This window comes from Commensalibacter melissae (genome assembly GCF_003691365.1).
In the GTDB taxonomy this organism is placed as follows: domain Bacteria; phylum Pseudomonadota; class Alphaproteobacteria; order Acetobacterales; family Acetobacteraceae; genus Commensalibacter; species Commensalibacter melissae.
On sequence record NZ_CP033087.1, the window covers coordinates 1,770,001 to 1,785,385 of the forward strand.

The 15,385-nt window shown below is 38.9% G+C and carries 16 protein-coding genes (1 of these 16 cut by a window edge); 10 read left to right on the plus strand and 6 right to left on the minus strand.

The genetic code is table 11. The features are described 5' to 3' along the window. The 3 genes from D9V35_RS08010 to spt all read left to right on the plus strand — a co-directional run. Positions 1 to 1,336, plus strand: partial view of a fatty acyl-AMP ligase gene (locus D9V35_RS08010; RefSeq protein ID WP_122124052.1) — the 3' portion only. 398 nt of this gene lie to the left of the window's left edge; 1,336 of the gene's 1,734 nt are visible here — the last part of the coding sequence; the start codon falls outside the window, past its left edge; it ends in the stop codon at positions 1,334 to 1,336. Between the two features lie 158 nt (positions 1,337 to 1,494). Further along, positions 1,495 to 1,737, plus strand: coding sequence for an acyl carrier protein (locus tag D9V35_RS08015; RefSeq protein ID WP_122124053.1), 243 nt, complete (start codon positions 1,495 to 1,497; stop codon positions 1,735 to 1,737). Positions 1,738 to 1,749: 12 nt separating this feature from the next. After that, entirely contained in the window at positions 1,750 to 2,949 is a 1,200-nt protein-coding gene (gene spt / locus D9V35_RS08020) for a serine palmitoyltransferase (protein ID WP_122124054.1), read from the plus strand. 5 nt (positions 2,950 to 2,954) lie between these two features. Here the strand turns inward: spt and D9V35_RS08025 are convergent, their stop codons facing one another. Together D9V35_RS08025 and D9V35_RS08030 are read right to left on the minus strand one after the other, a co-directional pair. After that, positions 2,955 to 3,893, minus strand: coding sequence for a hypothetical protein (locus tag D9V35_RS08025; protein WP_122124055.1), 939 nt, complete (start codon positions 3,891 to 3,893; stop codon positions 2,955 to 2,957). 16 nt (positions 3,894 to 3,909) lie between these two features. Continuing rightward, positions 3,910 to 4,884 (minus strand): diacylglycerol/lipid kinase family protein, encoded by a 975-nt coding sequence (locus D9V35_RS08030; RefSeq protein ID WP_122124056.1) that lies wholly within the window; start codon positions 4,882 to 4,884, stop codon positions 3,910 to 3,912. A 195-nt stretch (positions 4,885 to 5,079) separates the two neighbouring features. Here D9V35_RS08030 and D9V35_RS08035 point away from each other — a divergent pair, with 195 nt between their 5' ends. The 5 genes from D9V35_RS08035 to D9V35_RS08055 all read left to right on the plus strand — a co-directional run bounded on the left by D9V35_RS08035 (position 5,080) and on the right by D9V35_RS08055 (position 9,901). Next, entirely contained in the window at positions 5,080 to 5,967 is an 888-nt protein-coding gene (locus D9V35_RS08035) for a metallophosphoesterase family protein (protein WP_122124057.1), read from the plus strand. A gap of 67 nt (positions 5,968 to 6,034) precedes the next feature. After that, positions 6,035 to 7,192: an LptF/LptG family permease gene (locus D9V35_RS08040; RefSeq protein WP_122124058.1), complete on the plus strand. Its 1,158-nt coding sequence runs from the start codon at positions 6,035 to 6,037 to the stop codon at positions 7,190 to 7,192. After that, a complete protein-coding gene (locus D9V35_RS08045; protein ID WP_122124059.1) occupies positions 7,192 to 8,289 on the plus strand; it encodes an LptF/LptG family permease in 1,098 nt (365 codons plus the stop codon). The genes D9V35_RS08040 and D9V35_RS08045 overlap by 1 nt, the downstream gene beginning before the upstream one ends. After that, positions 8,286 to 9,110 (plus strand): sterol desaturase family protein, encoded by an 825-nt coding sequence (locus tag D9V35_RS08050; protein ID WP_240993363.1) that lies wholly within the window; start codon positions 8,286 to 8,288, stop codon positions 9,108 to 9,110. Before D9V35_RS08045 ends, D9V35_RS08050 begins: the two co-directional genes overlap by 4 nt. A 17-nt stretch (positions 9,111 to 9,127) precedes the next feature. Next, positions 9,128 to 9,901 carry a nucleotidyltransferase family protein gene (locus D9V35_RS08055; protein ID WP_122124060.1) on the plus strand — a complete coding sequence of 258 codons (774 nt, stop codon included), beginning with the start codon at positions 9,128 to 9,130 and terminating at the stop codon, positions 9,899 to 9,901. A gap of 52 nt (positions 9,902 to 9,953) precedes the next feature. On the opposite strand, the gene D9V35_RS08060 is transcribed toward D9V35_RS08055, so the two are convergent. Both D9V35_RS08060 and D9V35_RS08065 read right to left on the minus strand, forming a co-directional pair. Then, positions 9,954 to 10,844, minus strand: a complete 891-nt coding sequence (locus D9V35_RS08060; protein ID WP_122124061.1) for a glucosamine inositolphosphorylceramide transferase family protein — start codon at positions 10,842 to 10,844, stop codon at positions 9,954 to 9,956. 13 nt (positions 10,845 to 10,857) lie between these two features. Beyond that, positions 10,858 to 11,154: a putative quinol monooxygenase gene (locus tag D9V35_RS08065; RefSeq protein ID WP_122124062.1), complete on the minus strand. Its 297-nt coding sequence runs from the start codon at positions 11,152 to 11,154 to the stop codon at positions 10,858 to 10,860. A 166-nt stretch (positions 11,155 to 11,320) separates the two neighbouring features. On the opposite strand from D9V35_RS08065, the gene D9V35_RS08070 reads away from it, so the two are divergent. Next, positions 11,321 to 12,109 (plus strand): inositol monophosphatase family protein, encoded by a 789-nt coding sequence (locus D9V35_RS08070; RefSeq protein WP_122124063.1) that lies wholly within the window; start codon positions 11,321 to 11,323, stop codon positions 12,107 to 12,109. A 70-nt stretch (positions 12,110 to 12,179) separates the two neighbouring features. Next, positions 12,180 to 13,040 (plus strand): lipid-binding SYLF domain-containing protein, encoded by an 861-nt coding sequence (locus D9V35_RS08075; RefSeq protein WP_240993364.1) that lies wholly within the window; start codon positions 12,180 to 12,182, stop codon positions 13,038 to 13,040. 38 nt (positions 13,041 to 13,078) lie between these two features. Here D9V35_RS08075 and mltG read toward each other — a convergent pair whose 3' ends face one another. Beyond that, a complete protein-coding gene (gene mltG, locus D9V35_RS08080; protein ID WP_122124065.1) occupies positions 13,079 to 14,038 on the minus strand; it encodes an endolytic transglycosylase MltG in 960 nt (319 codons plus the stop codon). A 34-nt stretch (positions 14,039 to 14,072) separates the two neighbouring features. Continuing rightward, positions 14,073 to 15,353 carry a beta-ketoacyl-ACP synthase II gene (gene fabF / locus D9V35_RS08085; protein WP_122124066.1) on the minus strand — a complete coding sequence of 427 codons (1,281 nt, stop codon included), beginning with the start codon at positions 15,351 to 15,353 and terminating at the stop codon, positions 14,073 to 14,075. Positions 15,354 to 15,385 lie beyond the last annotated feature (32 nt).

The following is a 15,385-nucleotide window of genomic DNA, read 5'->3' on the forward strand; positions in this document are numbered from 1 at the left end:
TATTATTCCACAAACAATTCAAAGCTGGACGCGGGAAATTATTGAAAAATTTCCTTTATTGTTCGGAGGAAGTCCTGCCCAGCTAAAAGAAATAAAAGTTAATAGCGCCATAGAATTACCAGTTATTCAGGCTGATGATCTTTCTTATCTTCAATTTTCTTCAGGAAGCACTCGCTTTCCTATGGGGGTTGCTGTCACCCAGAAAGCCTGTTTGGCCAATGCTCATGCAATCTCATATTATGGATTGGCAGTAAAAGAAACAGGAGACCGATGCGTTTCATGGTTACCCTTGTATCACGATATGGGGCTGGTTGGATTTTTCCTAACCCCTATGACATGCCAGTTAACCATTGATCTTTTGCCTACCAGGGATTTCGCAAGGCGTCCACATGTCTGGTTGGATCTGATCAGTCGTAATAAAGGGACCCTATCTTATAGTCCATCTTTTGGGTATGAACTTTGTACACGCCGTATGCCTTCCTCAACCCTGGAACTTGATTTATCCTCTTGGCGTGCGGCAGGTATTGGCGGAGATATGATACGTTCTCATATTTTAGAACAATTTGCCGAACAATATCAAAAATATGGTTTTAATTCAAAAGCTTTTGTCGCAAGCTATGGTATGGCGGAAGCGACATTAGCCCTTTCATTCGCACCTTTGGGAGAGGGACTTAAAACCGATACTATTGATTTGCCCCTTCTTGAAACGACAGGTATAGCAAAACCTTCTAATGATCCTTGCGTTACAACCAGAACTTTTACTCTTTGTGGTCCGATACTTCCTGATCATGAAATTGAAATACGGGACGAAAATGGAAATATTCTTCCCGAAAGAAGAGCGGGCAGCATTTACGTGCGAGGCCCAAGCCTTATGAAAGGTTATTTCAATAAAGAAAAAGAAACAGAAGCCGTTCTTGACAAAGAAGGATGGTTAAAAACAGGTGACCTAGGTTATATTTTAAATAACGAAATTGTCATAATTGGACGCGAAAAAGATTTGATTATCATTAATGGGCGAAATATATGGCCCCAGGATCTGGAATGGGCGGCTGAACATGCTTTTAACTCGCTAAGAAGCCGCGATGTCGCTGTATTCTCGGTTGATAAGAATAATCAGGAAACTGTCGTTGCACTTGTCCAATGCCGTGCCATTGATGAGTCTGAAAGAAAAAGACTTCAAGAAGATATGACCAGTCTGTTTAGAAGACAAAATGGTGTAGAAGTATCTGTCCTGTTAGTCCCTCCACATAGCCTGCCGCAAACCTCCTCTGGAAAATTGACACGGGCAAAAGCAAGACAAATGCTTTTAAAAGGAGAATTCGGATTTCATTTTTAAAAATTCAGGTATGAAATGAAATTTTATGGCCTCTTGAACAGAATTTAAAAGCTATTTACAATAAATCAATTCTTTCCTTAGGATATGCGACTGATTGCGTTAAATGTCATCCAATCAGTCATAATCGTTCAAATATTGATATTTAACAAGGTAACACTATGACTGAAACGGTTGAAGAAATTTCAAAAATAATTATTGATACATTATTAGAAAACCCAAAAGTTCCCAAAAACATTTCACCAGACAGCAAAATTATTGAAGATTTGGAATTCGATTCTCTAGCTGTCATGAATTTCGTCATGGAAATTGAAGATAAACTAGACGTATCCGTTCCTTTGGATCGCCTGACAGACGTAAGAACGATTCGTGATCTTGCAGATGCCATCGTTTCCCTTAAATAAAAGCCCTCTCCTATGGATATATTTACAAAATTCAAGCCACTTGAAACTGCTTTCAACCAACTTATTTCCTTTGCCCCGCACAATCCGTTTGGGGTTACAATCGAAAAAACACTTACTGCAACAGTTGGTACTATCAACGGGAAAGAAACACTTCTTTTTGGAACAAACAATTATCTAGGCCTCAGTCAATCCGAAGAGGCACGAAAAGCAGCTGCTGAAACAGCTATGCAATATGGTGTTGGAACAACGGGATCCAGAATTGCCAATGGCTCTTATTCCTTACATCAATCACTCGAACAAGAGCTGGCTCAGTTCTTCAACCGTCGTTCCTGCATGGTTTTTTCAACAGGATATCAAGCAACCCTCGGCATGGTATCAACTCTTGCCGGTAAGGATGATTACCTTTTCTTGGATGCGGACTGTCATGCCAGTATTTATGATGGCAGCAGACTCAGTCAGGCACAAATTATACGTTTCCGACACAATGACGCTGACGACTTACGTAAGAGATTACGCCGAGTTGGCAATATAAACGGTATTAAACTGGTTGTTGTGGAAGGAGTTTACTCCATGTTTGGAGATATCGTTCCCCTCAAAGAATTTATCCAGGTCAAGAAAGAGGAAAATGCTTATCTCATGATTGATGAGGCACATTCTTTTGGTGTTTTTGGTGAACATGGTCGAGGAATTGCAGAACGTGAAAACGTGGAACAAGACGTTGACTTCATCGTGGGAACTTTTTCTAAAAGCTTGGGTACTGTTGGAGGATATTGTGTTTCCGATTATCCACAAATGGATAAATTACGTCTTTGTACCAGACCCTACATGTTTACGGCCTCTTTACCTCCCGAAGTAATCGCCGCAACACGTGAAAACTTGAAAATCATCGCTAACCGTCCTGAATTGAGAAATAAACTAAAGAATAATGCCTCCCGGTTTTATCATGCATTACAGAATGCTGGTTTTCAAACTGGTCCAGATATCAGCTCTGTTGTTTCTGTCATCTTGAATGAATTACCTCAGGCTGCTCATTTCTGGAACAGGGTGTTAGAATTGGGGGCTTATATTAATCTTAGCCTGCCTCCCGCTACACCGGATAACAGACCTTTATTAAGAGCGAGTATCGCCGCGGCCCATACAGAAGAACAGATTGACCGACTAGTTCAAATCTACATTCAGGCGGCCAAAGATGTAGGGATGACTCTTAATTAAAATTATTACCTCTTGAATAAACCCTGTCGATATAATTTGAATAATATCCAGGGTGCATTTATAAGGGGATGTTTTTTTTGAAACACTGTCAACTCAAGATTAATGTCACGGTGTCGGTTAATTTTCCATACAATATACTGCGCACCTCCCTCAAACGTGAAAGCGGCCTTAATTAATCGGCAAATATTCAAGGGTCGGCCCAATATTTTCCGAATCTTCCAGCGTTTTCTAGCATATTCTCGTTGATCCTTTGACACAGATGGAAATAGAGAACAATCCTTTGTCTCGTTATAGAATATTCCTGCTTTTTGCCAGCCCAGTTTTAAAAGTTGCGTAAAGTAATCTTCTCTATTTTCCAAAATCAACATTGGACGATTATTTGATTCCACCCTTAACTCGACATTATAAGTATGACGGAATAATGAACACCAATATTTTTCCGCAGTCCCATATTCTGGCCCTAAAAAAGTGGCCCACCATATGGCTGTATTTACCGCTCTTATGAGACAATCCAACAATGCCTGTTTTCCTTTATCATCCTTCCACCAAAGAATCTTAACAGGCTGACAAAAACGCGCCCACATCGTTGTATCAATGGATTGTAAAGCAGTAGCTTTTTGAAGTTGATCTATTGATAATATCGCAACTTTGGCCCTCAAATTAACATTCCCCTCACTCCATTCATGATATTCAATATTCGGAGGTAGACAATAATTAATCACAATTTTAAAACAATCTTCCGGATACCAATCAGACAAATTTTGACAAACAACATAAAAATCAAGCAAACCTGTAAGTTCTTTTTTCCATAAAGAAGAACCGTAATAGATAACACCTATGGGTTGCCGATCTCCTATGATCTGTTTAACAAAGGCGGTAACAGATTCTGGAACAGAATGCTGATCAAATGAAGTGGCTAATAATTGTGACAAGGATGATGACATAAACAGCCGACATTATCTATAAACGGACAAACGAAAATTTGGGACCGGTCGAAAGAAGGATACAATGATCCTCGCCTGTATCAAACTGTTCTCCATCAAGAATAATATCCTCTTTGATTGACAGTTTTATTTTATTGGCGGTACCACTAAGATAATTAGGATCATTCAATAACCATTCCGGCGTTTTACCTCTTAATAAGGCGAAACATGCCGCCAACAGATGTGGAGGACGTGCTTTAACATTCAAATAATGAAGACTATCATCCCCTGCATATCGGTTAAAAAATGGCCACATTCCATGAGATAGGCTCTGTAAAGTCGTCGATAAAAACAAAAAGCAATTCTCCTGATATGATTTCTTTTCATCAATGAAAAAAGAGCATACATTACCGTTAAGCCACAAATCCCGTGTTTTTGAAAAAAATAATTTTAGTAAAGACGTTATTATGGTGATTGCCACAGCACCATCATGAGGAAAATTTTTTAAAATCGTCGGGTTATGTGCAATCTGAATAGCCTTCGTAAATGCCGCTGCACCTTGAAACATTCCCAAAACAGGCGGGCGAGAGGGATCAGACCATTCAATTTTTAATGCATGACGATGCTGAACCATAAAATGCAATCGCTGACGTTCTGCCAAAGTCCTGATACGCTTAAGAGCATTGATTCCCCGAATACCGAATCCAATATCCTTGGCTATTAAATTTGTATTTCCTGAAGGAAGAATAATGAGGCTTGGCAATTTATCATGTGGATAACAGCTATAAATAGCTGTCATGACATGACTAATCGTGCCATCTCCACCATCTATAATGATACAATCAACCCCTGTTGCGACAAAACGATTTAACGTTTGCATCATATCATCAACAGTTCGTGGCGTAGAATAATTTTCACCTAACCAGTTCAAGGCAAAATCTGTAAATTCCTTATCCTCTTTCTGATTTAATCGACTGACAGGATTTTTAATTAAGGCAATATTCTGATTCACGGATTGCTTCTAACATTCTATAGTATCTTGTTTTAATTTAATATGAGGAGTAATAAACGTTTTTATAGTTTTGATGTTATCATTCCTTCCCATTTGCTTCTTTTATGAAAAAAATTGTGCAAAAATCAACTATATTATCATGATTTCAAGTGTGTTACATAACATAGCATAGAATATATTTAAGGATAGTCTCTTTTGAAACGCTTTACAATTGCCCATATTTCGGACATTCATCTTCCCTTGGAAAGCATTCAATTTCCGAAATTATCCCTTGTCAATAAACGATTTTTAAGTTTTCTGTCCTGGAAAAAAAGACGCCTTTCTTTGCAAAAAAAGAGACTTGATATCATTATTGATGATATTTCCAGAGAATCTCCCGATCTTTTGTTAATATCGGGAGATCTCACCAACTTGGCTTTGCCTGAGGAATTTAAACAGGCAGCTGACTGGTTGCATCATCTTCCTTTTAAAAATATAAATATTATCCCAGGGAATCATGATGCGCTTGTTAAAACACAATGGCACAATAGCTACGCTTTTTGGTCACCCTGGTCACAGGCTTACAATCATGACGATTACCCTATCATAACCCGTTATGGTTCTATCGCTGTCATTGGCATTAATACAGCCGTTCCCACGCCTCCCTTTTTTGCAAATGGCCAGGTTGGAAATTATCAGCTGAATCAAATAAGATATGCACTCCAACGACTTAAAAAAGATAATTTATTCAGGATTGTTATTTTGCACCATCCCCCTGTATCAGGAATTGTTTCGGAAAGAAAGGCCTTAAAAGACAGGAAAAAATTGCAAAAAATATTATATGAAGAGGGTGTCGAGATTATTCTTTTTGGGCATGTCCATCGTACCATTACCCGAAAATTTCTTAACACCAATATACCGATGCTGGGAATTGCTTCAGCCTCTTCCAATTCAAACCGTCCGTATCACCAAGCCGCTTGGCGTAAAATCGTAATTGAAAAATTGGATGATCACTTTCATACATTTTCAACGGTACGCTTTATAGACAAAAATGGTGATTTTTCTCAAACCCACTCCTTTTATATAGATCACTATTTTCAGTAAGTCCTTGTTGAAATTTCATTTAAAAAACCAGAGTTTAACCAGATTTTTATCAACGATCCACATCAAGATGTTGGATTCCTACCTTTTTGCGCAAGCTCTACCAAGTTTTATTATTTCTCTTGGAGTTATCCTTGCCGCCTTGATGCTGGAAAGATTGCTTGTTTTACTTGACCTATTAGCGGCAGACAGCAGCCCCCTAAGTACTTTTCTTGGCTTACTGGCTGATCTGATCCCTCATTATCTTGGTCTTGCCATTCCGGCAGCCTTTTGCGTATCAATTTTTTCAAGTATTCGTCAGTTAAATCTTAATAATGAAATTGATGCATTATTAAATGCTGGAAAATCCCTTTTTCAATGTACACGGTCTTACATCATAAGTGGTATTGCCGTCAGTTTTTTTTGTATAATATTATATGGTTATATTCAGCCATATGCCCGATATGATTTTCGCGCAGCTTTTTTTTATGCCTCCCATGCTGGATGGGCACCCCATATTCAAAGCCATATGATTGTTCAACCCAATAACCACACTGTTATGATCGTTGACAAAGCTAGCCAAAATGGAACCCAGCTTTCAGGAATCTTCATAAGACAAACAAAATTAAATGATAAAAAACAACTGGTTGAACAAATTATTCTGGCCGATAAAGGGAATTTTTATTCACTGGCCGATCATTCAAAAATAATGCTGACCCTTTATGATGGTCAAAATCTTACATTAAATCCGAATAACAACAATAATATAACAGATTTTTCCAATGCTTCACGAATAATACAAAACACAAACAAGAAAAACATTTTTAGGGAAAGAGGCAGCGATGAACGCGAACTAACCCTGACAAATCTCTACGAACAAATTCAGCACCATACCTATCAAGACATTCCAATTTTAGATATAAAGGCTGAATTTCATTTTCGTTTAGTCCGCGCCTTATCAATTATTGCCATTCCTTTTCTTGCTGTCGCCTTAGCCATTACACCAAAACGTCGTAAAAGAAATTTAGGTCTTGGAATCGCGGCAATCATTCTTGTTGCCTATGATCATATTCAACAACTGGGTTTAACCCTTGTTTCACACGGACATGACAATGCTTTTGTCGCTTTATGGCTACCATTTTTTATATTCTTGTTTTTTTGCTTTAGCTGTCTATTCTTAAAAAACAATCCTTTTCTCCTTACCTCTCGCAATTTGTTAAGACACTTTTCAAAGTCTTCGGATAAATAATGAAAAAATTATTGAAACGTTATGTGTTAACCTTTTATTTATCCAGTCGCTTGTTATCAACGACTTTTACTACTGTCATTATTTTAACAGCAATCATGGAGGTTTTAACCCTATTGGAACAAACCTCTTCCATTTTGGAACGACAACTTGGGCTAAAAGGGGTTGTTCATTTCATGATGCTGAAATTACCTTTACTTTTTAATTCTGTTTTACCCTTAAGTACCCTTATCGGTTTCTTGATCGCCCTCACTCAATTGACAATCAACAATGAGATAACCATCCTACGATCCATAGGCCTATCGACATGGGGGCTGATAAAAAAATTAATACCTGTTACGCTATTGCTAAGTTTTCTATGTTTTATTATGTCTGACCAAATTACACCCAAAACGGAACTGGATCTGGCAACATGGTGGAACAAAACCAACCCGCATCCCGAAAAAGAAAATAATTTCTATTTTTACAGCAATCTTGATATCATCAATATTGATCATATTGCCTATGGAGGAAATAAAATTACAGGGCTGACGATCATCAAGCGTCGTGATTTATCTCATATTGACTCGGTGCTTATTGCTGATGAAGTCATTCATAAAAACCACCAATGGATTTTCTCTCATGCAAAATTCCTGCAAAACAAACCGGATATTCCATTAAAATTTCATGAATTAACAAATGAAAAAGAAAAAATATGGAATATTAACCTGACACCACATACCCTTATAAGACTATCTTCAAAATCAATGCCACAATCCATCCATAATATGGTTCTAGAATTATCATATCAACAACCTTTCAAAATGCCTACGAATTATATAAAAACAACAATTTGGGGAAGATTGTGTTTACCCTTTACTTTTATCATGATGCTAATTATTACTGTACTTGTAACCTACATTCCGCCACGTGCCGGGTTACGTAGCTGGATCCCCATCTATTGTTTGGGATATGGATTGTTATTTATTATATTCCAAGAAGTCCTGCATGCTTTGGGGAAAGCAGGAACCATACCCGCCCCAGTGGCTTCACTTTCTGCCTTCCTTGTCTTTATGTTAGCTACATGCACTATCATTCTATCAGTTGAAGAAAAACAATGAGCAACCAATCTATCTTTCAAATTATGCGCAATCAAGACCTACGTTCCGGACGTAGTTACGATTTAGGTAAAATGGGACTAAAACAATTATGGGTGGCCTATTTGACGCATCCAACCATCCTATTATATTTCAGCCTTATTATTGGATGTATTGTCGCCGTCTGCTACACGTTCAATGGATGGGTTTCTGTTTTAAGTTCAATTATCGTCATGATATTTGGTTTTCCATTAATCTGGTATATTATCCATCGCTGGATCATGCATGTTTCGTTACTATACAGAATGAAATGGTCGGCTTCACTATGGAAACGCATTCACTTTGATCATCATCAGGATCCCCATCTTTTAAATGTATTATTTGGATCACCCTTGAATACCATACCAACCATCATTATCATTGGGGGCGGCTTGGGATATTTAGTTGGTGGATTTTGCGGTTTCTTTGCCTCTATTGGTACAGCTGTGTACATGTCATGTTTTTATGAATTTTTTCATTGCATTCAACATTTGAATTATAAACCAAAATCCAGGTATGTAAGTCATATTAAACAGGTTCATGTTTTACACCACTTTCATTATGAAAAGGGAAACTTTGGTATTACCAACTATTTTTGGGATAAAGTCTTCGGTACCTATTATGAAGATGCCAAGGCACGCCCACGGAGCCCAACTGTATTTAACATGGGATATACTGTGAAAGAAGCTGAACATTATCCTTGGGTTATGCTAAAAACCGGGGCTCCTCCACGTGATCGTCCCGCAGGATCTAATTTTCGGGAGCATAAAAAAGATTGCACCCAACACACTCAAAAAGCAGCCTAAAAGGAATTGGGGCCATTATGGAACGTGAACCCATCAATGCTTTAATTCTGGCTGGGTCAAGGCAAGAGAAACAAGATCCTTTGGCTTTGCATGCTCACGTTTCGCACAAGGCGATTATTCCCGTATTGGGAAAACCAATGATCGAATATGTTACCGAAACCCTTGCAAAAATAGAATCCATTAATAAAATTGCTGTTTCAATTGAAAAGTTCGAGGTTGTTAGGGATATTCTACCCAATTTTATTAAGTATCTTCCCACCTGTCCTGGTCCAAGTGCAAGCATCATTCAAGCCATTCAAGCATTGGGAACCCCCCTATTAATAACAACCGCTGATAACCCCTTACTTCAACCGGAATGGGTGGAATATTTCATACAGGAAGCGGAGGCCTCACAATGTGACCTTGCTGTTGGTATCGCGCTAAAGGAACAGATTGAAAAAGATGTTCCAAACACAAAAAGAACTTACATCAAATTAGCTGACGGTTCTTTTTCTGGTTGCAATATTTTTATGTTTCGAACACCAAGGTCCATTCAAGTCGCAAAACTTTGGCAAAAATTGGAAAGTTATCGCAAAAGTCCACTAAAAATGGGCTTGCTATTGGGATATTCGATAATCTTGCGATATATCCTGCATCGCTTGACTAGAAAAGCACTTAAAAAAAGAATTTTCAAATTAACCAAGGTTAAGATCCATTTTGTAATTATACCCTGGGGGCAGGCTGCCGTGGATGTGGATAAACCTGATGATCTCCACTTGGTTAATAATTTGATGTCTGACCGATCAAATTAAATCAATTCTTACACATTTCATTGGTTTAAAATCAATAAATATTCCAAGTTTTTTAAAATGTTCCATGTATTTGATATCGCCTGTCAATCAAGAAACGCCTCACAGGCTGTCTAAGTATTTTTTTGCCATCTATCAGACTATAGGGGCCAGCCTTACTTAATGTATGCACCCCTTGATTATATTCGCCAAATATTGAACCTTTATTGAACTGACCTGTAATTCTTGCTTCAAATTGATCAGGGGTTAATTCAATAATGTTTAAAAATGTTAGTCCCCCTCCATACGTCAGGCTACAATCCTGTGTCGGTAAAATAATACCCTGAGATGTAATGACTGCATTACCACCAGGACGTGCACTTGAGGGGGAAATCCTTACGGGATTAAGTGAATGAGAATGCCATGTTCCTGCGAGACTTTCCGACCAGGCAACAGATAAAACGCTTTGCCGACTTAACCCTTCCCTTACAGGGGTATAAAACATCCACCATAAATCATTATAAAATAATACAGTCGGATCAATGGCCACTTCAGGAAAAGAAAAAGAAGATACCTTCTCCCAATGAAATGGAAACTCAACTGCTTTATATAAACTGGTTTCACCTGATTTGTATGCCTCTGGCAGCATGTAAACCAACCCCTGATCCTCAATTAACATTGGATAGGATAGATGCCAGGGTTTCTCCAATACAATTTTTCGATCAATAAGTGAAAGCTGTTGATCAAGAATTAATACCTCTATACGGCCATGACGATCTCTGTAATCATATGCTTCCGCAAAAACATATAGTTTATTATCTCTATAGAGGCCAAAAGGATCAGCAAGAAATTTGAACGTATCCTCCTCTTTTATCCAATGAATATCGCAAACATCACAAGCTATCACATCCTCAACCGGTGCCTTGACAATACCAATGCGCCATATATCCGTTTCAAAAATCGACATCAGAAATACAAATTTATTTTGCGGGTATTAAATTCAGTAATTCAAGGGGCTTCACAGCAAAAGGTTTTGCCACGCGCATCAGATTCTGGAAATGTTCCGTTTCGCAATGCGCATCCAAAGCCTGTTGATTTGCCCAACGTTCAATAAAAACAATTTTATTAGGCTTGTCACTTTGAAAATAGGCTGTATAGCTATGATTTCCTTTTTCCTCTCTTGAACGAGAAACACACACATTCACAGCATCTGAAATTTTTGACCAGGCCCCTTCATCAATTTCCAGTATAGCAACCAAATTAACTTCCTGAGACATAATTTGTTCCTTATTTTTTAAATAAAAATAATACGTTTCATCTTTATCAAATTTTTATCTTAAAATAGTAAACAATCTGATTCTATAAAAAATTAAATATTTCTGATAAAATTCACTATAATCATATGATTTAAATTCATTCAATCATTTAAGGTTAAGACCAATTATGAGTGACGCACTTTCACGTCGTTTTATAGCTGCACAAGAAATTGTCAAAAATGCATCTGAAATTGCCTTACAAATGCGGCCCAGTCCAGGGGGACCCCAAGGATCCCTTAAACATGCCCAAGACTGGTTGACCGAAACAGATGGCAAGATCGAAACCTATATTTCAAAAGCAATTCAATCCTTCTTTCCCGAAGATGGTTTTCAAGGAGAGGAAAAGGGGAAAACACGTTCAGGGTCGTTAAGATGGATTGTCGACCCTATCGATGGAACATCAAACTATGCACGTGGCAGAAATCGGTGGTGTATTTCTCTTGGCCTTATGGAAGAAAATGTTCCCACTCTCGGTATTATTGCAGCTCCATGCGTAAACGAATTCTATACTGCCCGTCTAGGAAAAGGGGCATTCATGAATGAAAAGCCCATTCATGTTTCCGATGTTAAAGATCCAAAAATATCCATGATTGAACTGGGCTGGAGTCACGTCAGTAAAATCGATGAATTTCTAAAAAATGCAGAAGCTATCTTAAAAACTGGCGCAATGATTCGCACTTTGGGTTCTGGCACCATGTCCCTCGTCGATGTTGCGAGCGGTAGACTGGATGGACATTTTGAAATGGCCATTAATTTATGGGATGTGGCGGCAGCACTCGTTTTACTTAGAGAAGCTGGTGCCTGTATTTCACCTTTCTTGGAAAATGGTGGCCTTCATCAAATGACACCTATTTTAACCGCAGCTCCAGGAATTTCGGATATCCTCTCGAAAACACTTCATATATCCTTATCATAAATCGCTTTTATGTTAAACTACCGATCTGTCTTTTCTTTTTCATCAAATCTGAACTATATTGTTTAATCCTATGAAAAATAATTTCATCTTTAAATATGGTACGATGTTTTGCTTTTCAATGCTGTCAATATTTTCTCTTCAGCATGCCAAGGCCAAAACTGACAAAGTACAATCTATTGTGGACCATTCTCTTTTAACAGTTGAGGATGTCTTTGCAAATATTCCCACATCCAGCCGTGTCTATACCCGTTTAAAAAACGCCAGGGCAGTGATGATTTGCCCAAATATTACACATATCTCCCTCGTGTTTGGAGGCTCCGGGGGAGATTGTGTGCTTCTTTCTAGGGATGCAAGAAATTCTTGGTCCAGTCCTGCTTTTTACAAAATGTCAAGTGGCTCTTTTGGTATACAGCTTGGTGTACAAAATACAGAAGTCATGCTTTTCATCATGAACGAACGCAGTTTGCGCAAATTGTTGGACAGCCAATTCACAATGGGAGCCAGTGCCTCTGCAACAGCAGCAAAATCCAGTAGCGATGCCAACAAGGATACAGCCGATATTTATAACCTGCAAAAAGCATCAGGATTATTTATCGGAGCATCTCTAAAAGGATCTAAATTAAAAATTAACAGTAGTGCCAATCATAAATATTATAACCAGATTGTGGGACCAGAAGATATTGTCATGGCAATGCGCGTTAATAATCCAGCGGCAAACCGTCTGCGTAAAATCCTGATCAAATATTCAAATATGGCAAAAAATGTCCAACCTGAAAAAAAATCATCCAAAAATCATAATGTAGAAGATGATAATGGCGATGCCAATACCAATGATGATTCAGGTGCGATTGACCTTGCCCCACAAAAAGGCTCCTCATCACATAATATTAAATCTGAAAATTTGCCCGCCCCTTCAAAATCCAGAAAATAAAAAAACCATACTATATTTTAAAAGATAGTTTTTAAAAACTATCTTTTTTTCTCCGCGGCAACATTGTGATTATGTTCTGCAAGACTTGTTGAAAAACTATGTCCACCCGTTCCATTTGCAACAAAATATAATATTTTTCCTTCTGCAGGATGTGCAACAGCCTCCATAGCGGCTTCACCAGGAGAGCATATTGGTGTAGGCGGTAAAGCGCTGGTCCAATAAGTGTTATATGGGTTGACAATTTCCAGATCCTGTCGAGTTAGCCTGCGATCAAAATCATTTTTTCCATCAGTCAGGGCATAAATCACTGTGGGATCTGATTGTAATCGCATGCCAAGATGCAGGCGATTGATAAATACACGGGCAACCATGGGACGTTCGCGTTTTAAAGCGGTTTCCCGCTCAACAATTGAGGCAAGGGTAACCAAATCCTGTTGCGTTTTTATCTCAGCAAGAACCTGTCGTTCACCCCAGATTTTTTGCAGTTTTTTCTGCATTGCCTGTTGCATACGGAATATCATCTTTTCACGAGACATACCCCATTCATAGGCATAGGTCTGGGGCAATACCGTTCCCTCTTCTGGTGGCTGTATCTGTCCTGTCATATAGGGGGCATCATTAACCAAATTCGCAATCTGATAGGCTGTCAGCCCTTCTGGAATGGTTAATTTATGCTGTACAGGTTTTGCATACCGCAAGATATCGATAACCTGTTGAATCGATGCCTGCTTTGGAAAAGAAAACTCAGCCGCGTGTAACGTCCCGGCCTTATCTGTCAGCTTTATGCCACTACGAAAAATAAAACTGCCCCAATAGGATTGAGTGACAACCTTTTCTTTCTGAAGTTGGTTTAATATTGCCGCGACATTTCCCTTGGCAATAACCACATTTTTAACATTATCCAAAGGACCGGGAGCAAAATAGGTATATTTTCCGTAAAAGAATACAGCAAGCAGGCATACAAGTAATGCACTGACCCCATATAACAATCGACGCATTACAATTTAACCCATGATATATCTTAGTAAATTTTCATATTCTTTTAAAAATCAGGCTCGCATTCGTGCCACCGAAACCGAAACTATTGGATAGGGCAGCATCAACTTTTCTTTGCTGGGCAGTATGAGCTATACGATCAATGACACTTTCCCTTGATGGATTATCAAGATTCAAAGTGGGAGGCACCTCATTATTACATATTGATAATAGAGAGAAGATCGCCTCAACCGCACCTGCTGCACCTAATAAATGACCAATAGCCGTTTTTGTTGAAGACATTGCCAAATGTTTGCTTGCATCCCCAAACAACCGCTCGACAGCTTCAAGTTCAAGATCATCCGCCATGGTTGATGTACCATGCGCATTAATATAATGGATATCTTCCAATGATAATCCTGAATGCTTAATGGCCGATGCCATTGCACGATAAGCACCTTCATGCCCTTCTGCTGGAGCAGTGATATGATACGCATCACCTGACATGCCATATCCAGCCACCTCACCATAAATTTTTGCGCCACGGGCTTTCGCATGTTCATATTCTTCTAACACAAGAACACCGGCACCTTCTCCCATAACAAATCCGTCACGATCCTTATCCCAGGTTCTTGACGCTTTTGTAGGTGTATCATTGAACCCCGTGGATAATGCTCTGGCAGAACAGAACCCTGCAATACCCAATTCACATACAGCCGCTTCCGCTCCTCCGGCAATCATTACATCAGCATCGCCAAGCGCAATCAAACGGCTTGCATCTCCAATAGCATGCACTCCTGTTGCACAGGCTGTCACTACCGCATGATTGGGCCCTTTAAAGCCATATTTGATGGAAACATATCCTGAAACCAAATTAATCAAGGCAGATGGAATAAAGAACGGAGAAACTTTTCGAGCCTGACCTTCATTAACCTTGATTGAGGTTTCATAAATGGTTTGCAGCCCACCAATTCCTGAACCAATCATGACACCGGTAGCCATTTGATCCGCTTCATTTTTGGGTGTCCAGCCAGAATCCTCCACTGCCTGAATAGCCGCCACTAAACCCAATTGAATAAAACGGTCCATTTTCTTTAAATCTTTAACGGGGATCCATTCAGACAGGTTTAACCTGCCCTCTTCCTTTGAACCTTCAGGAACTTCCCCAGCAATACGTGCAGCAACACGTGAAGCATCAAAACTTTTGATTTTGTCAATGCCGCTTTCGCTTGCAACAAGTCTTTTCCAAACATTATCGATACCAATTCCAAGAGGGCTTACAATCCCCATTCCAGTAACAACTACCCTGCGGTGTGGCCATGAACTTGTACTCGTCATTAAATTATCCTGTAAGTTTTATGAATCGATAA

Excerpts from the sequence above, each read along its gene's own strand:
- D9V35_RS08075 (WP_240993364.1), top strand. The coding sequence starts at position 12,180 with ATGAAAAATAATTTCATCTTTAAATATGGTACGATGTTTTGCTTTTCA.
- fabF (WP_122124066.1), bottom strand. The coding sequence starts at position 15,353 with ATGACGAGTACAAGTTCATGGCCACACCGCAGGGTAGTTGTTACTGGA.
- D9V35_RS08025 (WP_122124055.1), bottom strand. The coding sequence starts at position 3,893 with ATGTCATCATCCTTGTCACAATTATTAGCCACTTCATTTGATCAGCAT.
- D9V35_RS08040 (WP_122124058.1), top strand. The coding sequence starts at position 6,035 with ATGTTGGATTCCTACCTTTTTGCGCAAGCTCTACCAAGTTTTATTATT.
- D9V35_RS08045 (WP_122124059.1), top strand. The coding sequence starts at position 7,192 with ATGAAAAAATTATTGAAACGTTATGTGTTAACCTTTTATTTATCCAGT.
- mltG (WP_122124065.1), bottom strand. The coding sequence starts at position 14,038 with ATGCGTCGATTGTTATATGGGGTCAGTGCATTACTTGTATGCCTGCTT.
- D9V35_RS08070 (WP_122124063.1), top strand. The coding sequence starts at position 11,321 with ATGAGTGACGCACTTTCACGTCGTTTTATAGCTGCACAAGAAATTGTC.
- D9V35_RS08055 (WP_122124060.1), top strand. The coding sequence starts at position 9,128 with ATGGAACGTGAACCCATCAATGCTTTAATTCTGGCTGGGTCAAGGCAA.
- spt (WP_122124054.1), top strand. The coding sequence starts at position 1,750 with ATGGATATATTTACAAAATTCAAGCCACTTGAAACTGCTTTCAACCAA.
- D9V35_RS08015 (WP_122124053.1), top strand. The coding sequence starts at position 1,495 with ATGACTGAAACGGTTGAAGAAATTTCAAAAATAATTATTGATACATTA.
- D9V35_RS08065 (WP_122124062.1), bottom strand. The coding sequence starts at position 11,154 with ATGTCTCAGGAAGTTAATTTGGTTGCTATACTGGAAATTGATGAAGGG.
- D9V35_RS08060 (WP_122124061.1), bottom strand. The coding sequence starts at position 10,844 with ATGTCGATTTTTGAAACGGATATATGGCGCATTGGTATTGTCAAGGCA.
- D9V35_RS08050 (WP_240993363.1), top strand. The coding sequence starts at position 8,286 with ATGAGCAACCAATCTATCTTTCAAATTATGCGCAATCAAGACCTACGT.